The organism is Streptomyces sp. NBC_00386 (assembly GCF_036063235.1).
GTDB lineage: Bacteria > Actinomycetota > Actinomycetes > Streptomycetales > Streptomycetaceae > Streptomyces.
Genome location: NZ_CP107950.1, coordinates 1,428,840 through 1,449,593, shown reverse-complemented (window position 1 = coordinate 1,449,593; position 20,754 = coordinate 1,428,840). Strand labels below are relative to the sequence as shown.

18 protein-coding genes are annotated in these 20,754 nt (G+C 71.5%); 12 read left to right on the top strand and 6 right to left on the bottom strand.

Annotated elements, in window-relative coordinates:
* Positions 1–35 precede the first annotated feature (35 nt).
* Positions 36–500: a universal stress protein gene (locus OG780_RS06250; RefSeq protein ID WP_328445506.1), complete on the bottom strand. Its 465-nt coding sequence runs from the start codon at positions 498–500 to the stop codon at positions 36–38.
* A gap of 101 nt (positions 501–601) precedes the next feature.
* Between OG780_RS06250 and lysX the strand changes: the two genes are divergently transcribed.
* Together lysX and OG780_RS06240 are read left to right on the top strand one after the other, a co-directional pair.
* Complete coding sequence (lysX, locus tag OG780_RS06245) at positions 602–3,880, top strand: bifunctional lysylphosphatidylglycerol synthetase/lysine--tRNA ligase LysX (protein ID WP_328445504.1); 3,279 nt, start codon at positions 602–604, stop codon at positions 3,878–3,880.
* A gap of 80 nt (positions 3,881–3,960) precedes the next feature.
* Positions 3,961–4,806 (top strand): polysaccharide deacetylase family protein, encoded by an 846-nt coding sequence (locus tag OG780_RS06240; RefSeq protein WP_328445502.1) that lies wholly within the window; start codon positions 3,961–3,963, stop codon positions 4,804–4,806.
* A 110-nt stretch (positions 4,807–4,916) separates the two neighbouring features.
* Here the strand turns inward: OG780_RS06240 and OG780_RS06235 are convergent, their stop codons facing one another.
* On the bottom strand, positions 4,917–5,579 hold the full coding sequence (locus OG780_RS06235) for a class F sortase (RefSeq protein ID WP_326784186.1): 663 nt from the start codon (positions 5,577–5,579) through the stop codon (positions 4,917–4,919).
* 331 nt (positions 5,580–5,910) lie between these two features.
* Between OG780_RS06235 and OG780_RS06230 the strand changes: the two genes are divergently transcribed.
* Entirely contained in the window at positions 5,911–6,402 is a 492-nt protein-coding gene (locus tag OG780_RS06230) for a hypothetical protein (protein WP_328445498.1), read from the top strand.
* A gap of 117 nt (positions 6,403–6,519) precedes the next feature.
* On the opposite strand, the gene OG780_RS06225 is transcribed toward OG780_RS06230, so the two are convergent.
* From OG780_RS06225 to OG780_RS06215, 3 genes are all read right to left on the bottom strand, one after another.
* Positions 6,520–7,059: a hypothetical protein gene (locus tag OG780_RS06225; protein ID WP_328445497.1), complete on the bottom strand. Its 540-nt coding sequence runs from the start codon at positions 7,057–7,059 to the stop codon at positions 6,520–6,522.
* Positions 7,060–7,284: 225 nt separating this feature from the next.
* Positions 7,285–8,049 (bottom strand): bestrophin-like domain, encoded by a 765-nt coding sequence (locus OG780_RS06220; RefSeq protein WP_328445496.1) that lies wholly within the window; start codon positions 8,047–8,049, stop codon positions 7,285–7,287.
* A gap of 16 nt (positions 8,050–8,065) precedes the next feature.
* Positions 8,066–8,692 carry a hypothetical protein gene (locus tag OG780_RS06215; RefSeq protein WP_328445495.1) on the bottom strand — a complete coding sequence of 209 codons (627 nt, stop codon included), beginning with the start codon at positions 8,690–8,692 and terminating at the stop codon, positions 8,066–8,068.
* Between the two features lie 272 nt (positions 8,693–8,964).
* Here OG780_RS06215 and OG780_RS06210 point away from each other — a divergent pair, with 272 nt between their 5' ends.
* The 4 genes from OG780_RS06210 (at position 8,965) to OG780_RS06195 (ending at position 14,257) form a co-directional block, all read left to right on the top strand.
* Positions 8,965–9,912 carry an SCO0930 family lipoprotein gene (locus tag OG780_RS06210; protein WP_328445494.1) on the top strand — a complete coding sequence of 316 codons (948 nt, stop codon included), beginning with the start codon at positions 8,965–8,967 and terminating at the stop codon, positions 9,910–9,912.
* Between the two features lie 422 nt (positions 9,913–10,334).
* On the top strand, positions 10,335–11,147 hold the full coding sequence (locus tag OG780_RS06205; RefSeq protein WP_328445493.1) for an SAM-dependent methyltransferase: 813 nt from the start codon (positions 10,335–10,337) through the stop codon (positions 11,145–11,147).
* Entirely contained in the window at positions 11,144–13,279 is a 2,136-nt protein-coding gene (locus tag OG780_RS06200; protein ID WP_328445492.1) for a putative bifunctional diguanylate cyclase/phosphodiesterase, read from the top strand. Before OG780_RS06205 ends, OG780_RS06200 begins: the two co-directional genes overlap by 4 nt.
* A 198-nt stretch (positions 13,280–13,477) precedes the next feature.
* Positions 13,478–14,257: an oxidoreductase gene (locus tag OG780_RS06195; RefSeq protein ID WP_328445491.1), complete on the top strand. Its 780-nt coding sequence runs from the start codon at positions 13,478–13,480 to the stop codon at positions 14,255–14,257.
* 18 nt (positions 14,258–14,275) lie between these two features.
* Here the strand turns inward: OG780_RS06195 and OG780_RS06190 are convergent, their stop codons facing one another.
* Complete coding sequence (locus OG780_RS06190) at positions 14,276–15,166, bottom strand: LysR family transcriptional regulator (protein ID WP_328445488.1); 891 nt, start codon at positions 15,164–15,166, stop codon at positions 14,276–14,278.
* A 120-nt stretch (positions 15,167–15,286) separates the two neighbouring features.
* Between OG780_RS06190 and OG780_RS06185 the strand changes: the two genes are divergently transcribed.
* The 5 genes from OG780_RS06185 to OG780_RS06165 all read left to right on the top strand — a co-directional run bounded on the left by OG780_RS06185 (position 15,287) and on the right by OG780_RS06165 (position 20,743).
* On the top strand, positions 15,287–15,958 hold the full coding sequence (locus OG780_RS06185) for a succinate dehydrogenase (RefSeq protein WP_328457926.1): 672 nt from the start codon (positions 15,287–15,289) through the stop codon (positions 15,956–15,958).
* 1 nt (position 15,959) lies between these two features.
* Entirely contained in the window at positions 15,960–17,921 is a 1,962-nt protein-coding gene (locus tag OG780_RS06180) for a fumarate reductase/succinate dehydrogenase flavoprotein subunit (RefSeq protein ID WP_328445486.1), read from the top strand.
* A complete protein-coding gene (locus tag OG780_RS06175) occupies positions 17,918–18,667 on the top strand; it encodes a succinate dehydrogenase/fumarate reductase iron-sulfur subunit (protein ID WP_328445484.1) in 750 nt (249 codons plus the stop codon). The genes OG780_RS06180 and OG780_RS06175 overlap by 4 nt, the downstream gene beginning before the upstream one ends.
* A 265-nt stretch (positions 18,668–18,932) precedes the next feature.
* Positions 18,933–19,703: a GNAT family N-acetyltransferase gene (locus OG780_RS06170; protein ID WP_328445482.1), complete on the top strand. Its 771-nt coding sequence runs from the start codon at positions 18,933–18,935 to the stop codon at positions 19,701–19,703.
* Between the two features lie 236 nt (positions 19,704–19,939).
* Positions 19,940–20,743, top strand: a complete 804-nt coding sequence (locus OG780_RS06165; RefSeq protein ID WP_328457924.1) for a lysophospholipid acyltransferase family protein — start codon at positions 19,940–19,942, stop codon at positions 20,741–20,743.
* The last annotated feature ends 11 nt before the right edge of the window (positions 20,744–20,754 follow it).

The window sequence follows — 20,754 nt, the reverse complement described above, 5'->3', positions numbered from 1 at the left end:
ACGGCGACCGCCCCACGGCACTACCGCCGCACCGCCTACGGCACGACCGTGACCGGCCAGCGGCCCGCCTTCACCAGCCGGACCGCCACCGAACCGACGATCCGGTGCCCGGACTGCTCGGAGGCCCCGACCACCACGGCGTCCGCCTTCAGCTCGTCCGCGGCGGTGACCAGGCCGTTGTAGGGGTCGCCGCGGAACGTGTGGAACTCCCAGCGCACATCGAATATGTCCTTCACCCGCTCGGCGGCGTCGCGGATGTACTGCACCAGATCCTCGGCGATCTCGTCCGTCGTCTCCGCGACCGGCACCCCGAGCGCCGCTCCCGCCGCCATCACCGGCTTGACGTAGACCACCGCCAGCAGCGCCCGCTGCCGCCGCGCCAGACCACCGGCGTACGCCGCGGCGCGCAACGAGGAGTCGGAGCCGTCCACACCGACGACGATGACCTTGGGACCGTCCGTCCCGCGCTCGAACCGATGCGCGTGCTGCTCTTCCGTCACGGCTGCGAGGCTATCGGAACCCGCGGATCCGCCTGCCCCGGGGGCGCCGCCGAGATCCGCTCGACGGGCGGGGCGCCGCCGCTCTTCCTACAGTCGGATCCATGAGTGCCACCGTGGAGGCCCGCCCACCGAAGACCGCCAGCGGCCCGGCACGGCCGCCCGGGACCGGCTTCCTCAGCAAGGTGCCCGAGGGCTTCGCGGCCTTCTTCGTCGCCATCGGTCTGCTCTGCACCCTGCTCGCCTTCATACCCCCGCTGCGCGCACTGCTGCGCCCGGTCGTGCGCTTCCTCGACCTTCTGGTCATCCCGGTCAGCGCCAACCTCGCGTACGCCGTCTTCCTCTTCCTGCTCGCCGCCGCGACGGCCGCCCGCAAGAAGATCGCCTGGTGGCTCGTGGTCGTCTACCTCGGCCTGCTCGTCCTGACCGACATCCTCGGGATCGCCGCCGGCCTGTACGCCGCCTCGATCCCCTCGCTGATCGTCTGCGGACTCCTGCTCGCCCTGCTGATCGTGGCCCGCCGGGAGTTCTACGCCGACTCGCGGCGCGCCGCCGTACGACGGGCCCTGCTCGTCCTGGCCGCCGGGCTCGTCGTGGCGATCCTGCTCGGCTGGGGCCTGGTCGAACTGTTCCCCGGCACTCTGGCGGAGGGCCAGCGGCTGCTGTGGGCCGCGAACCGGGTCTGCGGCGGACTCGTCTCCGGGCGCTCGTTCGACGGCCGTCCGCCGCGCTGGCTGTTCTTCGTGCTCGGCCTGTTCGGCGCTCTGGCCCTGCTCAACGCGGCCGCCACGCTCTTCCGCTCCCAGCGCCTGGTCGCGGCCCTGCACGGCGACGAGGAGTCCCGGATCCGCGCCCTGCTCCAGGTGTACGGAGGCGGCGACTCCCTCGGCTACTTCGCCACCCGCCGCGACAAGGCCGTCGTCTTCTCGCCCAGCGGCAAGGCGGCCGTCACCTACCGCGTCGAGGCCGGAGTGTGCCTCGCCAGCGGTGACCCCGTCGGCGACCGGGAGGCCTGGCCGCACGCGATCGCCGCCTGGCTGGACATCGCCCGCCGCTACGCCTGGGCCCCCGCCGCGATGGGCGCGTCCGAGGAGGGCGCCAAGGCGTTCGCGCGCTCCGGGCTCGGTGCCCTCCAGCTCGGCGACGAGGCGATCCTGCACGTCGCCGGCTTCGACCTCTCCGGCCGCGACATGCGCGTCACCCGGCAGGCCGTCAACCGCGTCAAACGCACCGGCGCCACCTGCCGGGTCCGCCGGCACTCCACCCTGACCGACAGCGAGATGGAGGAGATCGTCAGCCGGGCGGACGCCTGGCGCGACACCGAGACCGAGCGCGGCTTCTCGATGGCCCTCGACCGGCTCGGCGACCCCGAGGACGGCGACTGTCTGCTCGTCGAGGCGATGGGGTCCGACGGCAAGCTCCTCGCGCTGCTCTCCTTCGTGCCCTGGGGCCGCGACGGCATCTCCCTCGACCTCATGCGCCGCGACCGCAGCGCGCCCAACGGCGTCATGGAGTTCATGGTCGCGGAGGTGTGCGCGGCCGCCGGCAAGTTCGGGGTCCGGCGCATCTCCCTCAACTTCGCCGTGTTCCGCTCCGTGTTCGAGGAGGGCGCCCGCATCGGCGCCGGCCCGGTGCTCAGACTCTGGCGCAGACTGCTGCTGTTCTTCTCCCGCTGGTGGCAGCTGGAAGCCCTGTACCGCTCCAACGCCAAGTACCACCCGGAGTGGTACCCGCGCTTCATCTGCTACGGCGACACCGGCGCCCTCGCCCGCATCGGCATGGCCTCCGCCATCGCCGAGGGCTTCGTCTCCGTGCCCTCGCTGCGCAGTCTGTGGGGCAAGGGGCATCCGAAGGGCGGACCCGCACCCGCGACGACCGCGGGACTGCCGTCGCTGGCGGCCCTCGGCCTCGACGCGGACGGCGGGGCCGCGAGCGAGGATCCCACCACCGGGCTGCCCGACCAGGTCCGCGTGCGGTACCGCAAACTCGACCGGCTGCGCGCCGAGGGCACCGACCCCTACCCGGTCGGCATCCCGCCGCGCACCCATGTCCTGGCCGACGTCCGCGGCGGCGAGGACGTGACCGTCGCCGGACGCGTGATGCTCGTACGCGACTTCGGCGGCCTCCTCTTCGCCGTGCTGCGCGACTGGTCGGGGGACCTCCAGATCGCCCTCACCCGCAAGGAGTCGGGCGCCGCGCTCGACCGCTTCCGGCGGGTGATCGACATCGGCGACCACATCAGCGCCGACGGTCTCGCGGGCGCCAGCGACTCCGGCGAGCCGACGGTCTTCGTCACCTCCTGGCGGCTCACCGCCAAATGCCTGCACCCGCTGCCCGACAAGCGCAAGGGCCTCGCCGACCCCGAGGCGAAGGTCCGCCGCCGCTATCTCGACCTGGTGTCCAGCCCCGCGGCCCGCGACGTCGTCCGCGCCCGCTCCACCGCCGTCCAGGCGCTGCGCCAGGGGCTGCTCGACCGCGGCTACCTGGAGGTCGAGACCCCGATGCTCCAGCAGATCCACGGCGGAGCCAACGCCCGGCCCTTCACCACCCACATCAACGCCTACGACCTGAACCTCTATCTGCGCATCGCGCCCGAGCTCTACCTCAAACGGCTGTGCGTCGGCGGCATGGAGAAGGTGTTCGAGATGGGCCGCACCTTCCGCAACGAGGGTGTCTCCTACAAGCACAACCCCGAGTTCACGATGCTGGAGGCGTACCAGGCCTTCGCCGACTACGACGTGATGCTCGACCTCGTCCGCGAGCTGATCCAGGGCGCCGCCACCGCCGCGTTCGGCACACCGGTCGCCCGCAAGGACGGTGTCGAGTACGACATCTCCGGGAACTGGCCCGTCAAGACGGTGTACGGAGCGGTCTCCGAGGCGCTGGGGGACGAGATCGACGCCGACACGAGCCTGGAGAGGCTGCTGCGGCTGTGCGACCGCGCGGGCGTGCCGTACACGGCGGACGACGGACGCGGTGACGTCGTCCTGGAGATGTACGAACGTCTCGTCGAGGAGAAGACCGGGCTCCCCACGTTCTACAAGGACTTCCCGACCGACGTCTCCCCCCTCACCCGGCAGCACCGCACCGACCCGCGGCTCGCGGAACGCTGGGACCTCGTCGCGTTCGGCACGGAACTGGGCACCGCCTACTCGGAGTTGACCGACCCTGTCGAGCAGCGCCGCCGGCTCACCGAGCAGTCCCTGCTGGCCGCCGGGGGAGACCCCGAGGCGATGGAGCTCGACGAGGACTTCCTGGACGCGCTGGAGTACGCCATGCCGCCCACCGGCGGGCTCGGCATCGGAGTCGACCGGCTGGTCATGTTCCTGACCGGCCTGACGATCCGTGAGACGCTGCCGTTCCCGCTGGTGCGCCGCCGCTGAATGCTCCAGGCGGGTGCATTCACGCGGCCCTACGGGTGTTGCCCGGCGTGGCGAGCCCTCCGCCGGGTGACTGATTGGTCATGAAAAAGGATCAGCTGATTACCCGGCGCCGGGCGTTGATCGCCGGCGCCGCCGTCCTGGGGGCGGCCGGAGCGGCGGGCACGGCCCGTGTCCTGACCGCCGGCCAGGCCGCGGAGCCGGCACGTGGTCTGCCGCTCTCCGGTCCGCAGGCGAACCGGGCCCTCAAGCCCTCCGCCTACCGCCTCCAGCCCCTCGCCGGGTACGGTGCCCCGCCGCACGGCACGCAGCTGCGGACCCTCGTCCGGCACGAGCCCTTCATCCGCGTGTCCGGGCGCGGCCGCTCCATGGTGCTGACCTTCGACGACGGCCCCGACCCGAAGTACACCCCCGAGATCCTGCGGACCCTGCGCGAGTACGACGTGCACGCCATGTTCTTCGTGTGCGGGCTGATGGCCGCCGACAACAAGGACCTGTTGGGCGAGATGGCCGACGACGGTCACCTCGTCGGCAATCACACGTGGAGCCATCCGCTGCTCACCAAGCTCTCGCGCTCCGCGATCCGCTCCGAGATGGAGCGCACCAGCGAGGTCATCGACGAGGCCTGTGGTGAGCCGCCGTCCTGGTTCCGCGCGCCGTACGGGGAGTGGAACCGGGCGGCCTACCAGATCGGGGCCGAACTCGGCATGGAGCCGATGTCCTGGACGATCGACACGAACGACTGGGCGAGGCCGGGGACCCGCGCGATCGTCGGCACGGTCCAGAAGGAGGCCGCCCCGGGTGTCGTCGTCCTCTCGCACGACGCGGGCGGCGACCGCTCACAGAGCGTGCAGGCGCTGCGCACCTACCTCCCGCGCCTGCTGGACGCCGGCTACCACATGACGGTGCCGCGCCGTAAGTACGCCTAGAACCGAAAAGGGCCCCGCGCACCGTGTGTCGCGGGGCTTTCGGCCGGGCCGGCCGGCGGGAGGCGGAACGCCTCGCCGACCGGCTTTTCGCACGCCCGGTCCGGGAACGCTCAGCGCACCTCGGAAAGGCGCGCGAAAACGACCACGTTCCCGTCGTATCCGTGCTGCTTGGAGAAGCCGCCGCCGCACGTGATGACGCGCAATTCGGGGGTTCCCTTGCTGTTGTACACACGGTCGCCGGGGAAATTGCTCTTCGCGAAGACCTCGATGCCGTAGATCTCGAACACCGCGGTCTTCCCGTCCTTGCGCAGGACCTCGACCTTGTTCCCCTTCTTGAGCGCCCCGAGCCCGTAGAAGACGGCGGGGCCACGCATGTTGTCGACATGGCCCACGATCACGGCCGTGCCCTTCTCTCCGGGCGAGACCGCTCCGGTGAACCATCCGGCGAGATTCGCGTCGTCGGGCGGTGGCGCGTCGACCCAGCCGTCCACGTCCAGGCCCACCGGCATCACCGGGGCGTCGACGCGGATGGCCGGGATCCGCACCCGGTCGGCCACGGAGTACGGCAGCGCGTCGGGCGCCTTCGAGAACGTGCCGCCCGGTGTGCGGCTGTCCGCCGCGGCCGCCGAGGCCGGTTGCGGGGGGCCCACGTCGAACTCGCCGGAACCGTTCCGAATGAGTGCGAGGCCGGTCAGCAGAACAAGCGCTATGACGCCCCAAGGAGCGCGCTTCCTCTGCCGCTCCTCCTCTTCGGCCAACTCGGACGCAGACATTCGCAATCCCCTCTCGACGCGGCCGTCGCCTCGTCATCCGCGCATATGAGCACGCTAATGGCAGCAAGGCCGCCCGGCGACGGGGCGCGGGCGAACGGGTGGCCGAAGGAAAGCCTCGTGCGCCATCCGAGTTGCCGTGACCAGGAATTTTCTGACAGTCCGTGACCTGCGGCAATATCCGATTGTGTGGAATTCCTTCGGCGTGTCCTCTCACCAGGACGGACCATTCCCGAAATGCGGCCGCGTGCACGGCATCTGAGGGTCTGACTGGGAGGCGCTTTCTCGCCGATCCACCGGGGACGGTTCCCGGGGCGCCCCCGCGGAGGATCACATGCGTACTACTCGTGCCCTGGCGGTGTCCGCCGCCGCGGTCGCCGCCGTGGGGCTCGCCGCCCCGATGGCCGCGGCGTGGAACACGCCCAGCAACATTGTCGCGATGCCCAGCGTCATCGCCCGTGGCGGCCAGCTCACCGTGACCGTCGACGGGTGCCCGAGGGGAGGCACGATGACCTCTCCCGCTTTCCGCCAGGCGAGACTCTCGCCGCTCCTGGGCAGCCGCAACGAGTCGTCCAGCGGTACGGCCACCATCAACCAGGACGCCGCTCCCGGCTCGTACGACATCACCGTCAACTGCGACGGGACGGGCCCGCTGACCCGCCCGGCCGCCTTCACCGTCATCGGCGGTGTGCGCGGCGGCCTCGGCGGCAGCAGCACCACCGGTGCCACGCCCACCGACATGGCGATCGGCGGCGGTCTGGTGGCCGCGACGGTCGTCGGCGGCGGGGTGTTCTGGATGCGGCGCAGGTCGGAGCGGCACATCTGACCGTTCCGCCGGCGAGCGGCCGGTCCCGCCCCCGGAGGCCGGCCGTCCGCCGCACATGACAGCCTTTCGCTCCGGACCCGCCCGACCGGGTCCGGGGTGAAGGGCTGTGCCGTTTCGTCAGGTCTCGTCGGAGGGGGTGCGCCGGCGGGACAGGTACCAGGCGGCGCCGACGGAACCGGCGATGAGCGCGGTGCCCATCCCGATCTGCTTCAGGTCGAAGCCGCCGACACTGCCGCCGACGCCGGCCCGGACGCCCCGCTGGAGGGGCACCGGGGTCGGAGTGACCGGCGACCGGCCGCCGGTGATCGTGAGACCGGTGCTGCCGCTCGCTCCGCCGCACGAGAACGTCACGTCGTACACGGCCCCGGGTCTGGCGTCCCAGTCGACCATGGCGGTGGCCGAGGACTGCCCCGGCGGGATGGTGACGGTGTCGAAGACCCCGGAGGTGACCGTGGCGGTTCCCCTGCACCCGCCGTCCCGCTTCAGGAGCAGCGACACCTGGCCACCGGCGGCGACGGTCGAGGGCTGCACGCTGAAGGCGAACGGGGTGATCGGGGTGAGTCCGTGGTCCCCGTCGCCGGCGGACGCGACGGGTGCGGCGAAGGTCAGAGCGGTCATGCCCAGCAGTGCGGCCGAAGCGACGCGTATCGCGCGCATGGTGAGCCTCCAGGTCCCCGAGGAGCCTTGCTGCGGACCTTTTCCGCCTGCGCCAGAAATGCACCTCGATGATCGGAACGGTAGGAAAGGGCGAACAGGGGCGCGATCCCAGTAGCGCGAACGGGGCAATTGCATGGGCCGTTCGAGGGATGGCGTGCGTGCGGACGGGGGACGCGCACGGCGTGGCGCCCGCCCCCCTTCCACGGAAGGTCCCCAGGGGGCGCGTCACCCGGGGAGTTGTGGGAACAGCGCCGTGAAGGGCTCCGTCGACGCCGTGATCCCGCGGCTGTAGGGCGCGTCGAAGTCCCAGATCAGGAACAGCAGGAACGCGATCAGGGCGGAGAACAGTCCGGCCAGGATCAGTTCCCGGGCGGTGCGCCGGATCTGGAGCGCGAAGATCATCCCGACCGTGACCACGGCGCCGGTGATCAGCCCGAACCACACCACCCCCGGCATGGTCGCCCCCGTGGAGTCGGCGCGGGCGCTGCGCGCGGTGTCGGCCGCCGTCACCTGGTCGAGGAGCGGCTGGTAGGCCTGCGCCTCGAAGTCCGACTTCGGCTGGTAGTCGGTGACGTCGTGCCGGACCCGGTCGAGGAGCCGGCCGCCCTCCGGGGTCACCCGGCCCTGCTCGGCCATGGCCTTCCACTCGGTGGTGACCACGTAGTGGACGTACGCGTCGACGTCACCGCGGATCCGGTCGCGGACGTCGGGCGGGTAGACCCGGACCCGTTCGGAGATCTCGTGCAGGGCCTGCGCCTCGCTCTGCACCTGGTTCTGGGCGCCGCCGCGGGCCTCCCAGACACCGGCGATGGCCAGTCCGAGGACGATGGCGTACACCACGCCGATCATCATCGTCATGTACTCGATGACGTCCGGAGTCTCGGTGGGGTCCTCGTCCTCACGGGCCCTGCGATGGCGTACGAGGGTCACGGCGAGGACCACCAGGCACGCGGCCGCCATCGCGAGGGTGAGAACAAGCCAATCCGACAAAGTGTGCCTCCAGGGGTCAGCGCGGGCGCAGCGCGGCGACGGCGAGCACCGCGGGCGCGGTGATGAGCAGGGTGAACGAGACCAGTGACGGACCGCCGCGGGGCGCGTGCTTGTGCGGCGGGGTGCGGTACGCCGGATAACCGACCGGCGCCGGAGCGGGACGCGCGCTCGGTGTCGGTGCGGGTTTCGGCGTGGGTCTCGGTGCCACGACCGGAGCGGGCCGCGGCGGCACGGGTTTCGGCCTCGGTGCCGGTGGAGGCGGCGGTGGGGGCGGAGGCGGTGGAGGTGCGGGCTTCGGAGCGTGGGTGGGCGGAGGCGGTGGGGCCGGCTTCGGTGTCGGCTTGGGCTTCGGCGGCGGAGGGGGCTCGGGGACCGGCGGGGTCGGCGTGGGCGTCGGCGGGCAGGGCGGGGTCGGGGCGGGGGTCGGGACCGGACACCTGACGGTGTGGCCGACGACGGCGACCGCCCCGTCGCCCGCCACGGCCACCGCGGTGATCCCGTCGCCGTCCGGGCCCGTCGAGGCGTACGCGCAGGCGTCGGCCGTGGCCGTTCCGCTCGGCGCGCCGACGAGGAGCCAGGTGAGCGCCGTCAGCGCCAGTACCCGTATGACGAGGGCGGATCGATTCCGCTGGGGTGCGTGCACGACCAAGATCATGGGGCGCGAGGGGCCGGGTCACGCCGAAGTGTCCTGGATTGGCCACGAATTGGGTACCTCCGGCCCCCGGTGCCTTGACGCGCATGGCCGGGAATCATGGGCATCTATCGAACGTGTGAGCTATCCACGTCGACCGCCGCACAGTCTTCCGAAAGAAATTTGAGGCCCGTTTGAACACTCCTGCACCTCCCGCCCGTACCTAGGGCCATGCGCGGCGCTGCAGGGCGCTGCAACACTTATGCGAACAGCGGGAGTTACCAATGAAGACCTCCTGGCGGAGCGCCTCACTCGTAGCGTCAGCTGCGGCCGTGCTGGCGCTCACGACGGCGTGTGGTCAGGAAAATGGCACTTCGACGGGTGCCCAGAACGTGGGTGCCACCTCGGCGGCGGGCGGTTACGGGACCAGCACCACCGCCGGTGCCGATGCCGGCAACGGCTACGGAGCCGATTCCAAGGAGAGCGCGGCCGCGAAGCCGGAGGCCGCGGGTGCGCTGGCCGTGGCCGAGAGCGTCAAGCTCGGCAAGGTGCTGACCGACGGCTCCGGATTCACCCTTTACCGCTTCGACAAGGACACCGCCGAGCCGCCGAAGTCGAGTTGTGACGGTGCCTGCGCGACCGCCTGGCCGCCCGTGCCCGCCGAGGGCGCCGAAGCCGCCACGGGTGTGGACAAGGCACTGCTCGGCGAGGTCACCCGGACCGACGGCACGAAGCAGCTGACCATAGGCGGCTGGCCCATGTACCGGTACGCCAAGGACACCAAGGCCGGTGACACCAACGGCCAGAACGTGGGCGGAACTTGGTTCGCCTCGGCGCCCGACGGCAAGAAGGCCACCCTGGCCTCCCTCCCCGGTCTGTCGGTCCGCAAGGACCCGAAGCTCGGCGACATCGTCGTCGACAAGAACGGTATGACCGTCTACCGCTTCATGAAGGACCAGGCCTGGCCCGTCTCGAAGTCGGCCTGTGCCGGCGCCTGCCTGGAGAAGTGGCCCGCGGTCGCCCCGGTCTCCGAGGACGACACCAAGGGCGTCAAGAAGAAGGGCCTGATGCCCTTCACGCGCCCCGACGGCGTGAAGCAGATGACGGTCAACTGCTGGCCGATCTACACCTTCTCCGGTGACAGTGCTCCCGGTGAAACCAACGGTCAGGGAGTGGGCGGCACCTGGTACGCCGTCTCGCCCGACGGAAAGCCGGTCGGCGCGGCCGAGTAGGGCGTCAACACCCCACGGTTGACCGGCTCGCCCGAACGAAACGCGCCGCCCAGGGTCCGCCCCCTCCACCGGAGGGGGCGGACCCTTGTGCTCCCCGGCGCGGGCGAAGCATTCCGGCCGTCGCCGGAACGTGAAAGATCCGGTCGGCGGCCCGGATGTGAAAGAACGCCGCGGCCCGGCAGGGGACTTGGCCACGCTTCGTGACCCCGCCGAGCTTTTTGGAATGCTTCGGAACGATTTCGCGGGGGCGGTGAGTGGCGTTCGCGGTATACGTTCGCAGATGCCAATTCGGCACGTGCCTGAGGCAGTGACCGGGAACGGACGGTCAATTTCCGGTTTGACTCGCTCCTTTGGCGGGCGATCAGTAGCCTCTGCTCGAACACCGGATCGTCCGTGCCGTCGCCTACGCCTTGGAGAGATAGATGGAGCGTCCCGCCTGGGCCCCTCGCAGCATTGACATCTCAGTGCCGAGCGTGTCCCGGATATACGACTACTACCTGGGCGGTTCGCACAACTTCGAGGTCGACCGGGAAGCGGCGCGCAAGGCGATGGAGTTCATGCCGGGCCTCCCCAAGGTCATGCAGGCGAACCGGGCGTTCATGCGCCGGGCGGTCCGCTACGCGGCCGGCGAGGGCATCGACCAGTTCCTCGACATCGGTTCCGGCATCCCCACGTTCGGCAACGTCCACGAGATCGCCCAGGCCGCCCGCCCCGGCGCGCGGGTCGTCTACGTCGACCACGACCCGGTTGCCGTCGCACACAGCCAGGCCGTGCTGCGGGACAACGAGGACGCGGACGTCGTCGCCGCGGACCTCCTCAAGCCCCAGGAAATCCTGGCGAGTCACCCGGTTCAGCGGCTGATCGACCTGAACCGGCCGGTCGCGCTGCTTCTCGTTGCCATACTTCACTTCGTGGAAGACGCGGACGACCCGTACCGGGCGGTGGCCGAACTGCGCGACGTCCTCGCGCCGGGAAGCATGCTCGTCGTCACGCATGCCTCGTTCGAGGGCATTCCGCTCTCACGGGAGCAGGCCGAGGGCACGGTCGACGTGTACAAGGACATCCGCAACCCGCTGATCATGCGCACGCGCGAGGAGATCGCGCGGTTCTTCGAGGGGTACGACATGGTGGAACCCGGACTGGTGCTGATGCCGGACTGGCGGCCCGACACGGCATCCGAGGACGAGGATCCCTATTCCTTCTCCGGGTTCGGCGGCGTGGGACGCACGGCGTGAGCGCCGAGCCGGACGGGCCGGAGGACAGACTGCGCCGTTTCGCGACGATCTGGAGCCGGGCGGTCTTCCCCGTCACCTCCACCTCGCTGACCCGGCCGGAGTTCGAGGAACAACTGCTGCCGCTCGCGAGGCGGCTGAGCGAGGCCCTGCGGGCCAGGACCTTCGAGGCGGCCGAGGGACGCGCCGTCGGCGCCGCACTCGTCGCCGCACACTGCACCGACCCCGAGGCTCTCAGCCGGGCCCTCGACTGCGTCGACGCCTACCTGGTGCTCTACTGCGGCGAGGACGGGCCCAAGGAAGCGCTGCGCACCCGCTCCGCACGGCTCCAGCACGCCATCGCCGCCGGGTACGCCGAGGCGCTTAGGGAGCGGACCCTCGCCGAACAACAGGCCATCTCACAGGCGGCGTTGACCGCGCGCAGTGCCGTCGCCGAGGCGCTGCACGACAGTGAGGCCCGCTTCCGCGCGGTGTTCGAGGGCGCGGCCATAGGCATCGGCATCGCCGACCTCGAAGGCAACATCCTCCAGGTCAACGGAGCCCTGCTGCGCATGTTCGGCGGCTCGGAGCAGACCATGCGGGGGCGCCGGGTCTTCGAATGGACGCACGCCGAGGACGGTCCTCAGGTGTGGCGGCTGTACGAGGAGCTGGTGCGCGGTGAACGCGAGCACTACCACGTCGAGAAGGCGTTCTACCGCCCCGACGGCACCGCCCTGTGGACCAACCTGACGGTCTCACTCCTGCGTGACGCGGACGGCGCACCCCAGTACCAGCTCGCGCTGATGGAGGACACCACCGAGCGGCGGCTGCTCAATCTGCGGCTGCGCTACGAGGCCACCCACGACGCGCTGACCGGACTGCCCAACCGGACCCTGTTCTTCGAGCGTCTGGAGAAGGCGCTGGCCGCGGGGGAGGGACAGCGCTTCGGGCTCTGCTACCTCGACCTCGACGGCTTCAAGACCATCAACGACAGCCTCGGGCACGCGGCCGGCGACCGGCTGCTCGTCGAGGTCGCCGACCGCCTCCAGTCCTGCGCGACGGCCCCCGGCGAGATGGTCGCCCGGCTGGGCGGCGACGAGTTCGTGGCCCTCACCACCGGCCCGGACACCGAGCGCGAGGTCGACGAACTGGCCGGACGCATCATGAACGCGCTCGTCACCCCGATCAGCGTCGACGGCCGTGACCTGACCGTGCGGGGCAGCGTCGGCGTCGTCGAGGGCCCCGCCGGGGAGCGCGGCGCCGCCGAGGTGCTGCGCAGCGCCGACATCACGATGTACCGGGCCAAGTCCGCGGGCGGCAACCGCTTCGAGCTGGCGGACCCCGAGGCCGACGCCCGCGCCATCACCCGCAACGGGCTCACCACCGCGCTCCCGGCCGCCCTGGACCGGGGCGAGTTCTTCATCGAGTACCAGCCGCTGGTGCACCTCGGCGACGGCAGTGTGCGGGGCGCGGAGGCGCTGGTGCGCTGGCTGCACCCGCAGCACGGCGTCCTCGGACCCGACCGCTTCATCCCCCTCGCCGAGCACACCGGACTGATCGTGCCGCTCGGCCGCTGGGTCCTGGAGCAGTCGGTGCGCCAGGCCCGCACCTGGCAGGAACGGCACTCCGCCGCCGGCCCGCTGCGTGTCAACGTCAATCTCTCGCCGTGCCAGCTGACCCATCCCGGCCTGGTCCAGGACACGGTCGACATCCTGGAGCGTGAGGGTCTCGACGCCCGGGCGCTGTGCCTGGAGGTCACCGAGTCCGCGCTGATCGGCGCGGACGACGATCTGCTCAAGCCGTTGCGCAGGCTCGCCGAGATGGGCGTCGACATCGCGCTCGACGACTTCGGCACCGGCTACTCGAACCTGGCCAACCTCCGTCGTCTGCCGGTCAGCATCCTCAAGCTGGACCGGTCCTTCACCCAGGGGATGCAGCAGTTCCCGGCGGATCCGGTCGACCTGAAGATCGTCGAGGGCATCGTCTCCCTCGCCCACAGTCTCGACCTGGCGGTCACGGTCGAGGGCGTGGAGACCGGCGCGCAGGCCGAACAGCTGCGGATACTGGGCTGTGACACGGCCCAGGGCTGGTACTACGCCCGTCCGGGGCCACCGGAGCGGCTGCACGAGCTGGCGCTGGTCGACGCGGTCGGCTGAGCGCCTCCGCGCGGCGCGGCCTCCGGGAACGGGGACGCGCCGCGCGGAGGCGCCGGAACACGGGACGGCACCGCGTCCCGGGTCCGTCGCCGTCCTCCGCCCTCACCGGGCCGCGGCGGCCCACGGGACGCCTCGCGCCTTCGGCCGTCCCTGTGCCTCACTGGCAGGAGGTACCTCTTACCGATGGAGCTGAGACGGATGAGCACCGAACTTCAGGGCAGGACGGCCGTCGTCACCGGAGCCAGCAAGGGCATCGGACTCGCGGTCACGGAGGCGCTTGCCGGCGCGGGCGCGACGGTGATCGCCGGCTCCCGCGGCACCTCGGCGGGCCTCGACGCCCTGGCCGGGAAGGGGAACGTGACCTGGGTGCCGGTCGACCTCGCCGAACCCGAGGCCGCCGGAAGGCTCGTCGAGGCGGCGGGCGGGCGCGTCGACGTCCTGGTCAACAACGTGGGTACGGCCCCCGCCCGCACCGGTGGCTTCCTGTCGGTCACCGAGGAGGACTGGCGGCGCACCGTCGACCTGAACCTGCTCGCGGCCGTACGGGTCACCCGTGCGGCCCTGCCGTCGATGCTGGCCGCCGGTGAGGGCTCGGTCGTGACGATCGCCTCGGTGAACGCCACGCTGCCCGACCCCCTGGTCATCGACTACAGCGCGGGCAAGGCCGCCCTGGTCGCGTTCTCCAAGGCACTGTCCAAGGAGGTCGGCCCGAAGGGCATCCGCGTCAACACGGTGAGCCCCGGTCCGGTGAAGACCGACCTGTGGCTCGGTGGCGGGGGAGTGGCCGCCACGGTCTCGGCCGCCGCCGGGCTCACCCCTGACGACGTGGTCGCCCAGGCTTCCGGCCAGAGCGTCACCGGCCGCTTCTCCGAGCCGTCGGAGGTGGCCGACCTCGTCCTCTTCCTCGCCGGGGACCGCGCGCGCAACATCACCGGCAGCGACTTCGTCATCGACGGCGGCCTCATCCCGACCTGGTGAGCCCGGGGCGGCCCGCCGTCAGCGTTCCAGCAGCATCCGCTGGAGTTCCCGGGCCGCCCGGGGCGGTGCCACATCGCTGCGGTGCGCCAGCGCGATGGTCCGCTCGAGTCCGGGCGGGGCCAACGGTGTCACCCGCAGCCCCGGCCCGGACCGCGCGGCCACCATGCGCGGTACGACGGCCACGCCGAGGCCCGCCCGGACGAAGCCGAGCACCGCGTCCATCTCGCCGCCCTCGACCGCGAAGTCGGGCTCGAAGCCCTCGGCGCGACAAGCGGCGACGGTCAGTTCCCGCAGGTCGTAGCCGTGCCGGAACATCACAAGACGCTCGCCTTCCAGATCGGCGACCCGCACCGTGCCCCGGCCGCCGCCACCGCCGGGCGCCGGGGCCTCCGGTGACGACACCACCACCAGGTCCTCGCGCAGCAGCTCCACCGTGGTCAGCGCGGGGGACGGGGTGGGCAGCGGCAGGACGACCAGGGCGAGGTCGAGGGCGCCGCGCGCGAGTTCCCGTACGAGATCGTGTGAGCCGCCCTCCTCGATCAGCAGCCGGATGCCCGGATAGCGGTCGTGGAAGGCGCGCAGCACGTCGGGAAGCAGACCGGTGCACAGACTCGGGGTCGCGCCGAGCCGCACCCGGCCGCTGCGCAGCTGCGCCAGCTCCTGCACCTCGTGCCGGGCCGTGTCCGCGTCGGCGAGGATGCGCCGGGCGAGCGGCAGCAGCGCCTCGCCCGCGTCGGTCAGCGTGATGTTCCCGCGCGCCCGCAGGAACAGATCGGCCCCCAACTCCCGCTCCAGCGACTTGATCTGCTGCGACAGCGAGGGCTGCGCGACATGCACCAGTTCGGCGGCCCGGGTGAAGTGCCGGGTCTCCGCGACGGCCACGAAGTACTGGAGCTGGTGGAACTGCACCCTTCGACGATAGCTCAGGTCTATGGAAACCAGCCGCTTCATGTCTTGGACCGATCGGTTCACCGCGGCCTACCGTCTCTTCCCATGGCTCTGGCAACGCGGACGGACCGACGGCCGTCCATGGCACGCACCGTGTGGGACAGCTCCGTCGGCAAGAAGACCGTGATGGCCGTCAGCGGCCTGATCATGCTGCTCTACCTGGTCGCCCACATGATCGGGAACCTGAAGATCTACTTCGGCGCGGGCGAGTTCAACCACTACGCCCACTGGCTGCGCACCGTCGGCGAACCCTTCATGCACTACGAGTGGACCCTGTGGCTCGTCCGCGTGGTGCTGGTCGTCGCCGTGGTCGCGCACGCCACGTCCGCGTACCAGCTCAGCCGCCGTGACATCCGGGCCCGGCCGAGCAAGTACGTGCACAGGAAGCGCGGCGCGAGCTACGCCACCCGCACGATGCGCTGGGGCGGGATCATCCTCGGCCTGTTCATCGTCTGGCACCTCCTCGACCTGACCACCGGCACCGTGCACTCCGGCGGATTCCAGGAGGGCCACCCCTACCAGAACGTCGTGGACACCTTCTCCACCTGGTACGGCAATGTCATCTACATCGTCGCGATGCTCGCGCTCGGCCTGCACATCCGGCACGGCTTCTGGAGCGCCGCCCAGACCCTCGGGGCAGGCAGCCGCACCCGCGACCGAGCCCTGAAGACCGTCGCCGACGTCCTCGCGCTGCTGCTCACGGCGGGCTTCATCGCCGTACCCGTGGGCGTCATGACCGGAGTGGTGAGCTGAAATGACCGCTGAATACGCCCACTTCACGACCGGGGAGCCGGTCGCCGACACCAAGGCGCCGGCCGGCCCGGTCGAAGAGCGCTGGGACAGGCGCCGGTTCGAGGCCAAGCTGGTCAACCCGGCCAACCGCCGCAAGCACACCGTGATCGTCGTCGGCACCGGCCTCGCGGGCGGCTCCGCGGGCGCCACCCTCGCCGAACAGGGCTACCACGTCGTCCAGTTCTGCTATCAGGACTCCCCGCGCCGGGCCCACTCGATCGCCGCGCAGGGCGGCATCAACGCCGCGAAGAACTACCGCAACGACGGCGACTCCGTGCACCGGCTCTTCTACGACACCGTCAAGGGTGGCGACTTCAGGGCGCGCGAGTCCAACGTCCGCCGCCTGGCGCAGATCTCGGTCGAGATCATCGACCAGTGCGTCGCCCAGGGGGTGCCGTTCGCGCGCGAGTACGGTGGCCTGCTCGACACCCGCTCCTTCGGCGGCGTCCAGGTCTCCCGCACCTTCTACGCCCGCGGCCAGACCGGCCAGCAGCTCCTGCTCGGCGCCTACCAGGCGCTGTCCCGGCAGATCGCCGCCGGCAACATCGAGATGCACCCGCGCACCGAGATGCTGGACCTGATCGTGGTCGACGGGAAGGCCCGTGGCATCGTCGCCCGCGACCTGGTCAGCGGCCGGATCGACACCTACTTCGCGGACGCCGTCGTCCTGGCGAGCGGCGGCTACGGCAACGTCTTCTACCTCTCGACGAACGCCATGAACTCCAACGCCACCGCGATCTGGCGGGCCCACCGGCGCGGCGCGTACTTCGCCAACCCGTGCTTCACCCAGATCCACCCCACCTGCATCCCGCGCACCGGCGACCACCAGTCCAAGCTCACGCTGATGAGCGAGTCGCTGCGCAACGACGGCCGTATCTGGGTCCCCAAGGCGCACGGCGACACCCGCCCGCCGAACGAGATCCCCGAGGACGAGCGCGACTACTACCTGGAGCGCATCTACCCCTCCTTCGGCAACCTCGTGCCCCGCGACATCGCCTCCCGCGCCGCCAAGAACGTCTGCGACGAGGGCAGGGGAGTGGGCCCCGGCGGCCAGGGCGTCTACCTCGACTTCGCGGACGCCGTCCGGCGGATGGGCCGAAAGGCGGTCGAGGAGAAGTACGGCAACCTCTTCGACATGTACGCCCGGATCACCGCCGAGGACCCGTACACCGTGCCCATGCGGATCTACCCCGCCGTGCACTACACGATGGGCGGACTGTGGGTCGACTACGACCTCCAGACCACCGTCCCCGGCCTGTTCGCCATCGGCGAGGCCAACTTCTCCGACCACGGCGCGAACCGGCTCGGCGCCTCCGCCCTCATGCAGGGACTCGCCGACGGCTACTTCGTCCTGCCGTCGACCATCAACGACTACCTCGCCCGCAACCCGCACCGCTCCACCGACGACGAGCTGAACGACGAACACCCCGCCGTCCAGGAGGTGCTGGCCGACACCGAGGACCGGCTGCGGCTCCTGCTCGCCGTCGACGGCGACCGCACCCCCGACTCCTTCCACCGCGAACTCGGCGAACTCATGTGGGAGTTCTGCGGGATGGCCCGCACGGAGAGCGGCCTGCGCAAGGCCCTGGAGCGCATCCCCCAGATCCGCGAGGAGTTCTGGCGGCGCATCAAGGTGCCCGGCACCGGCGAGGAGTTCAACCAGTCGCTGGAGAAGGCCAACCGGATCGTCGACTACCTGGAACTCGCCGAGCTGATGTGCCTCGACGCGCTGCACCGCGCCGAGTCCTGCGGCGGCCACTTCCGCGAGGAGTCCCAGACCCCCGACGGCGAGGCGGCCCGCCGGGACGAGGAGTTCTCGTACGCGGCCGCCTGGGAGTTCACCGAGACCGGCGCCGCGCCCGTCCTGCACAAGGAAGACCTGGTCTTCGAGTACGTCCACCCCACCCAGCGGAGCTACGCATGAAGCTCACCCTGCGCGTCTGGCGGCAGAAGAACGCCGACGCCGACGGAGCGATGTCCACGTACGAGGTGGACGGCATCTCGTCCGACATGTCCTTCCTGGAGATGCTCGACACCCTCAACGAGGACCTCATCCTCGCGGGCGACGACCCCGTCGCCTTCGACCACGACTGCCGCGAGGGCATCTGCGGCGCGTGCAGCCTGGTCATCAACGGCGACGCCCACGGACCCGAGCGCACCACCACCTGCCAGCTCCACATGCGCTCCTTCCGCGACGGCGACACGATCGACGTCGAGCCGTGGCGGGCCGCTGCCTTCCCGGTCGTCAAGGACCTCGTCGTCGACCGCTCCGCCTTCGACCGGATCATCCAGGCCGGCGGCTACATCACCGCCCCGACCGGCGCCGCGCCCGAGGCGCACGCCACTCCCGTCCCCAAGCCCGACGCCGACTTCGCCTTCGAGCACGCGGAGTGCATCGGCTGCGGTGCCTGCGTGGCGGCCTGCCCGAACGGCGCCGCGATGCTGTTCACCTCGGCCAAGATCAACCACCTGAACGTGCTGCCGCAGGGCGCCCCCGAGCGGGAGACCCGGGTGCTCGACATGGTGGGGCAGATGGACGAGGAGGGCTTCGGCGGGTGCACCCTCACCGGGGAGTGCGCCACCGCCTGCCCGAAGGGCATCCCGCTGTTCTCCATCACCGGCATGAACAAGGAGTGGCTGCGCGCCACCCGCAAGGCGGGCAAGCGTTAGGCACAAAGTCGTTCGCCGTACGGTGCGGACGGGCGGGACCGGGTGTGGTGCTCATACCCGGTCCCGTCTCGCTTTTCCGGGGCACCCCTGTCATTCAACATCCTCACATCCGCCCTCCTGGCAGTGGTCACGCGTACGCCAACCGGCGTCGGAAGAACAGGAGCGCGCAGACCGTTCGGATCCGGCCTGCCTCCCCCAAGCTCTCAATTCCGTTCGAGCAGGGGGTACCCCCTCCGCCGAACCGGCCCGTGACCAGGAGAGTGCCATGACCGGCGTTTCCACCCTCGACAGCCCGCCCCAGCCCGTCGCCCCCACCCGCTACACCGTCACCCTGGCCCGCGACGAGGCCGATGTCCGGGCCGCGCAGCGCCTGCGCCACGACGTCTTCGCCGGGGAGATGGGCGCCCTCCTGAACACCCCGCAGCCCGGCCTCGACATCGATGCCTTCGACGCGTACTGCGACCACCTGCTGGTCCGCGACACGGAGACGGACCAGGTCGTCGGCACCTACCGGCTGCTGCCGCCCGAGCGCGCCGCGATCGCCGGACGGCTCTACTCGGAGAGCGAGTTCGACCTCGGACCGCTGGCCGGAATCCGCTCCGGGCTGGTCGAGGTCGGCCGCTCCTGCGTCCACCCCGACCACCGCGACGGCGCGGTCATCGGCCTGATCTGGGCCGGGATAGCCCGCTACATGATCGACGGCGGCCACGAATGGCTCGCCGGCTGCTGCTCCATACCGCTCGCCGACGGTGGCGCCCTCGCCGCGGGCACCTGGGACCGGGTGGTGGCCAAGCACCTCGCGCCCGAGGAGTTCCGGGTCCGCCCGCTGCTGCCCTGGAGCGCGAAGGGCGTCACCCGGCCCGCGCGCACCGAACTGCCCCCGCTGCTGCGCGGCTATCTGCGCCTCGGTGCCTGGGTGTGCGGCGAGCCCGCGCACGACACGGACTTCGGGGTCGCCGACATGTACGTGCTGCTGTCGATGAGCCGGGTCAACCCGCGCTACCTCCGCCACTTCCTCTCGCTCGTCCCCGCCTGATGAACACGGCCCGCACCGGAGCGCCGCGTCTCACCGCCCTCCGCCGTCCCCGGTTCGGCGGAGGGCAGGGAGCGGCGCTGCTCCCCGGAACCGCCCCGGCGCCGCGGCCGGCCACCGGTACCGTCCCCGCGCCGCGGCCGGCCGTCGGTCCGGCACTCGCGCCGCCGCCGGCCACCGGTCCCGTCCCCGCGCCGCGGCGGCCGGCCGCCGGTCCCGTCCGGGCAGCCAGTGCCTGGCTGCCCACCGCACCCTGCTCGCCGCGCGACTGCGTGGAGTCCGCGCGGCCCTGGACGGGCGTGCCCCGCGCCGCCCTGCGGCTGGCCACGCTGCTGGCCGTGGTCGTCCTCGGGGTCGCCCTGATCCCGCTGATCGGCCTGTTGCGGGACCAGTCGCGCCAGAGGTGGATCCGCCGCTGGTGCCTGGCCGTGGTGCACACGGCCGGGGTCCGCACGCGGATCACCGGAACCGCCCGGCCCGTCGGCGGGACGCTGATCGTGTCCAACCACATCTCGTGGCTGGACATCCCGCTGCTGGCCGCCGTCCGCCCGGCACGGATGGTCGCCAAGACCGAGGTGCGCGACTGGCCCGTGGCGGGCGCGCTGGCGGCCCGCGGCGGCACGCTCTTCATCGACCGTGACCGGCTGCGCGCCCTGCCCGGCACGGTGGAGCGGATCGCCGCGACCCTGCGCGGCGGCTCGGCCGTCGCCGCGTTCCCCGAGGGCAGCACCTGGTGCGGCCGGGCCCACGGCCGCTACCGCAGGGCCCTGTTCCAGGCCGCGCTCGACGCCGGAGTGCCGGTCCAGCCGGTGCGGATCCGGTACCGGTTCGCCGACGGGGCGGCGAGCACCGCGCCCGCGTTCGTCGGCGAGGACTCGCTGCTCGCCTCGCTGTGGCGCGTGGTGTCGGCGCGCGGCCTGGTGGCCGAGGTGAGCCTGCGGCCCCCGTTCCCGGCGGGCAGCCACCCCGACCGCCGGTCCCTGGCCGAGGCGGCACAGGCCTCAGCGGGCGCTCCCGGCTCAGGCCCCGGGGCGCATCTCTGAGAGCGGGTTCG

Excerpts from the sequence above, each read along its gene's own strand:
- lysX (WP_328445504.1), top strand. The coding sequence starts at position 602 with ATGAGTGCCACCGTGGAGGCCCGCCCACCGAAGACCGCCAGCGGCCCG.
- OG780_RS06240 (WP_328445502.1), top strand. The coding sequence starts at position 3,961 with ATGAAAAAGGATCAGCTGATTACCCGGCGCCGGGCGTTGATCGCCGGC.
- OG780_RS06235 (WP_326784186.1), bottom strand. The coding sequence starts at position 5,579 with ATGTCTGCGTCCGAGTTGGCCGAAGAGGAGGAGCGGCAGAGGAAGCGC.
- OG780_RS06230 (WP_328445498.1), top strand. The coding sequence starts at position 5,911 with ATGCGTACTACTCGTGCCCTGGCGGTGTCCGCCGCCGCGGTCGCCGCC.
- OG780_RS06225 (WP_328445497.1), bottom strand. The coding sequence starts at position 7,059 with ATGCGCGCGATACGCGTCGCTTCGGCCGCACTGCTGGGCATGACCGCT.
- OG780_RS06210 (WP_328445494.1), top strand. The coding sequence starts at position 8,965 with ATGAAGACCTCCTGGCGGAGCGCCTCACTCGTAGCGTCAGCTGCGGCC.
- OG780_RS06205 (WP_328445493.1), top strand. The coding sequence starts at position 10,335 with ATGGAGCGTCCCGCCTGGGCCCCTCGCAGCATTGACATCTCAGTGCCG.
- OG780_RS06195 (WP_328445491.1), top strand. The coding sequence starts at position 13,478 with ATGAGCACCGAACTTCAGGGCAGGACGGCCGTCGTCACCGGAGCCAGC.
- OG780_RS06185 (WP_328457926.1), top strand. The coding sequence starts at position 15,287 with ATGGCACGCACCGTGTGGGACAGCTCCGTCGGCAAGAAGACCGTGATG.
- OG780_RS06180 (WP_328445486.1), top strand. The coding sequence starts at position 15,960 with ATGACCGCTGAATACGCCCACTTCACGACCGGGGAGCCGGTCGCCGAC.
- OG780_RS06175 (WP_328445484.1), top strand. The coding sequence starts at position 17,918 with ATGAAGCTCACCCTGCGCGTCTGGCGGCAGAAGAACGCCGACGCCGAC.
- OG780_RS06170 (WP_328445482.1), top strand. The coding sequence starts at position 18,933 with ATGACCGGCGTTTCCACCCTCGACAGCCCGCCCCAGCCCGTCGCCCCC.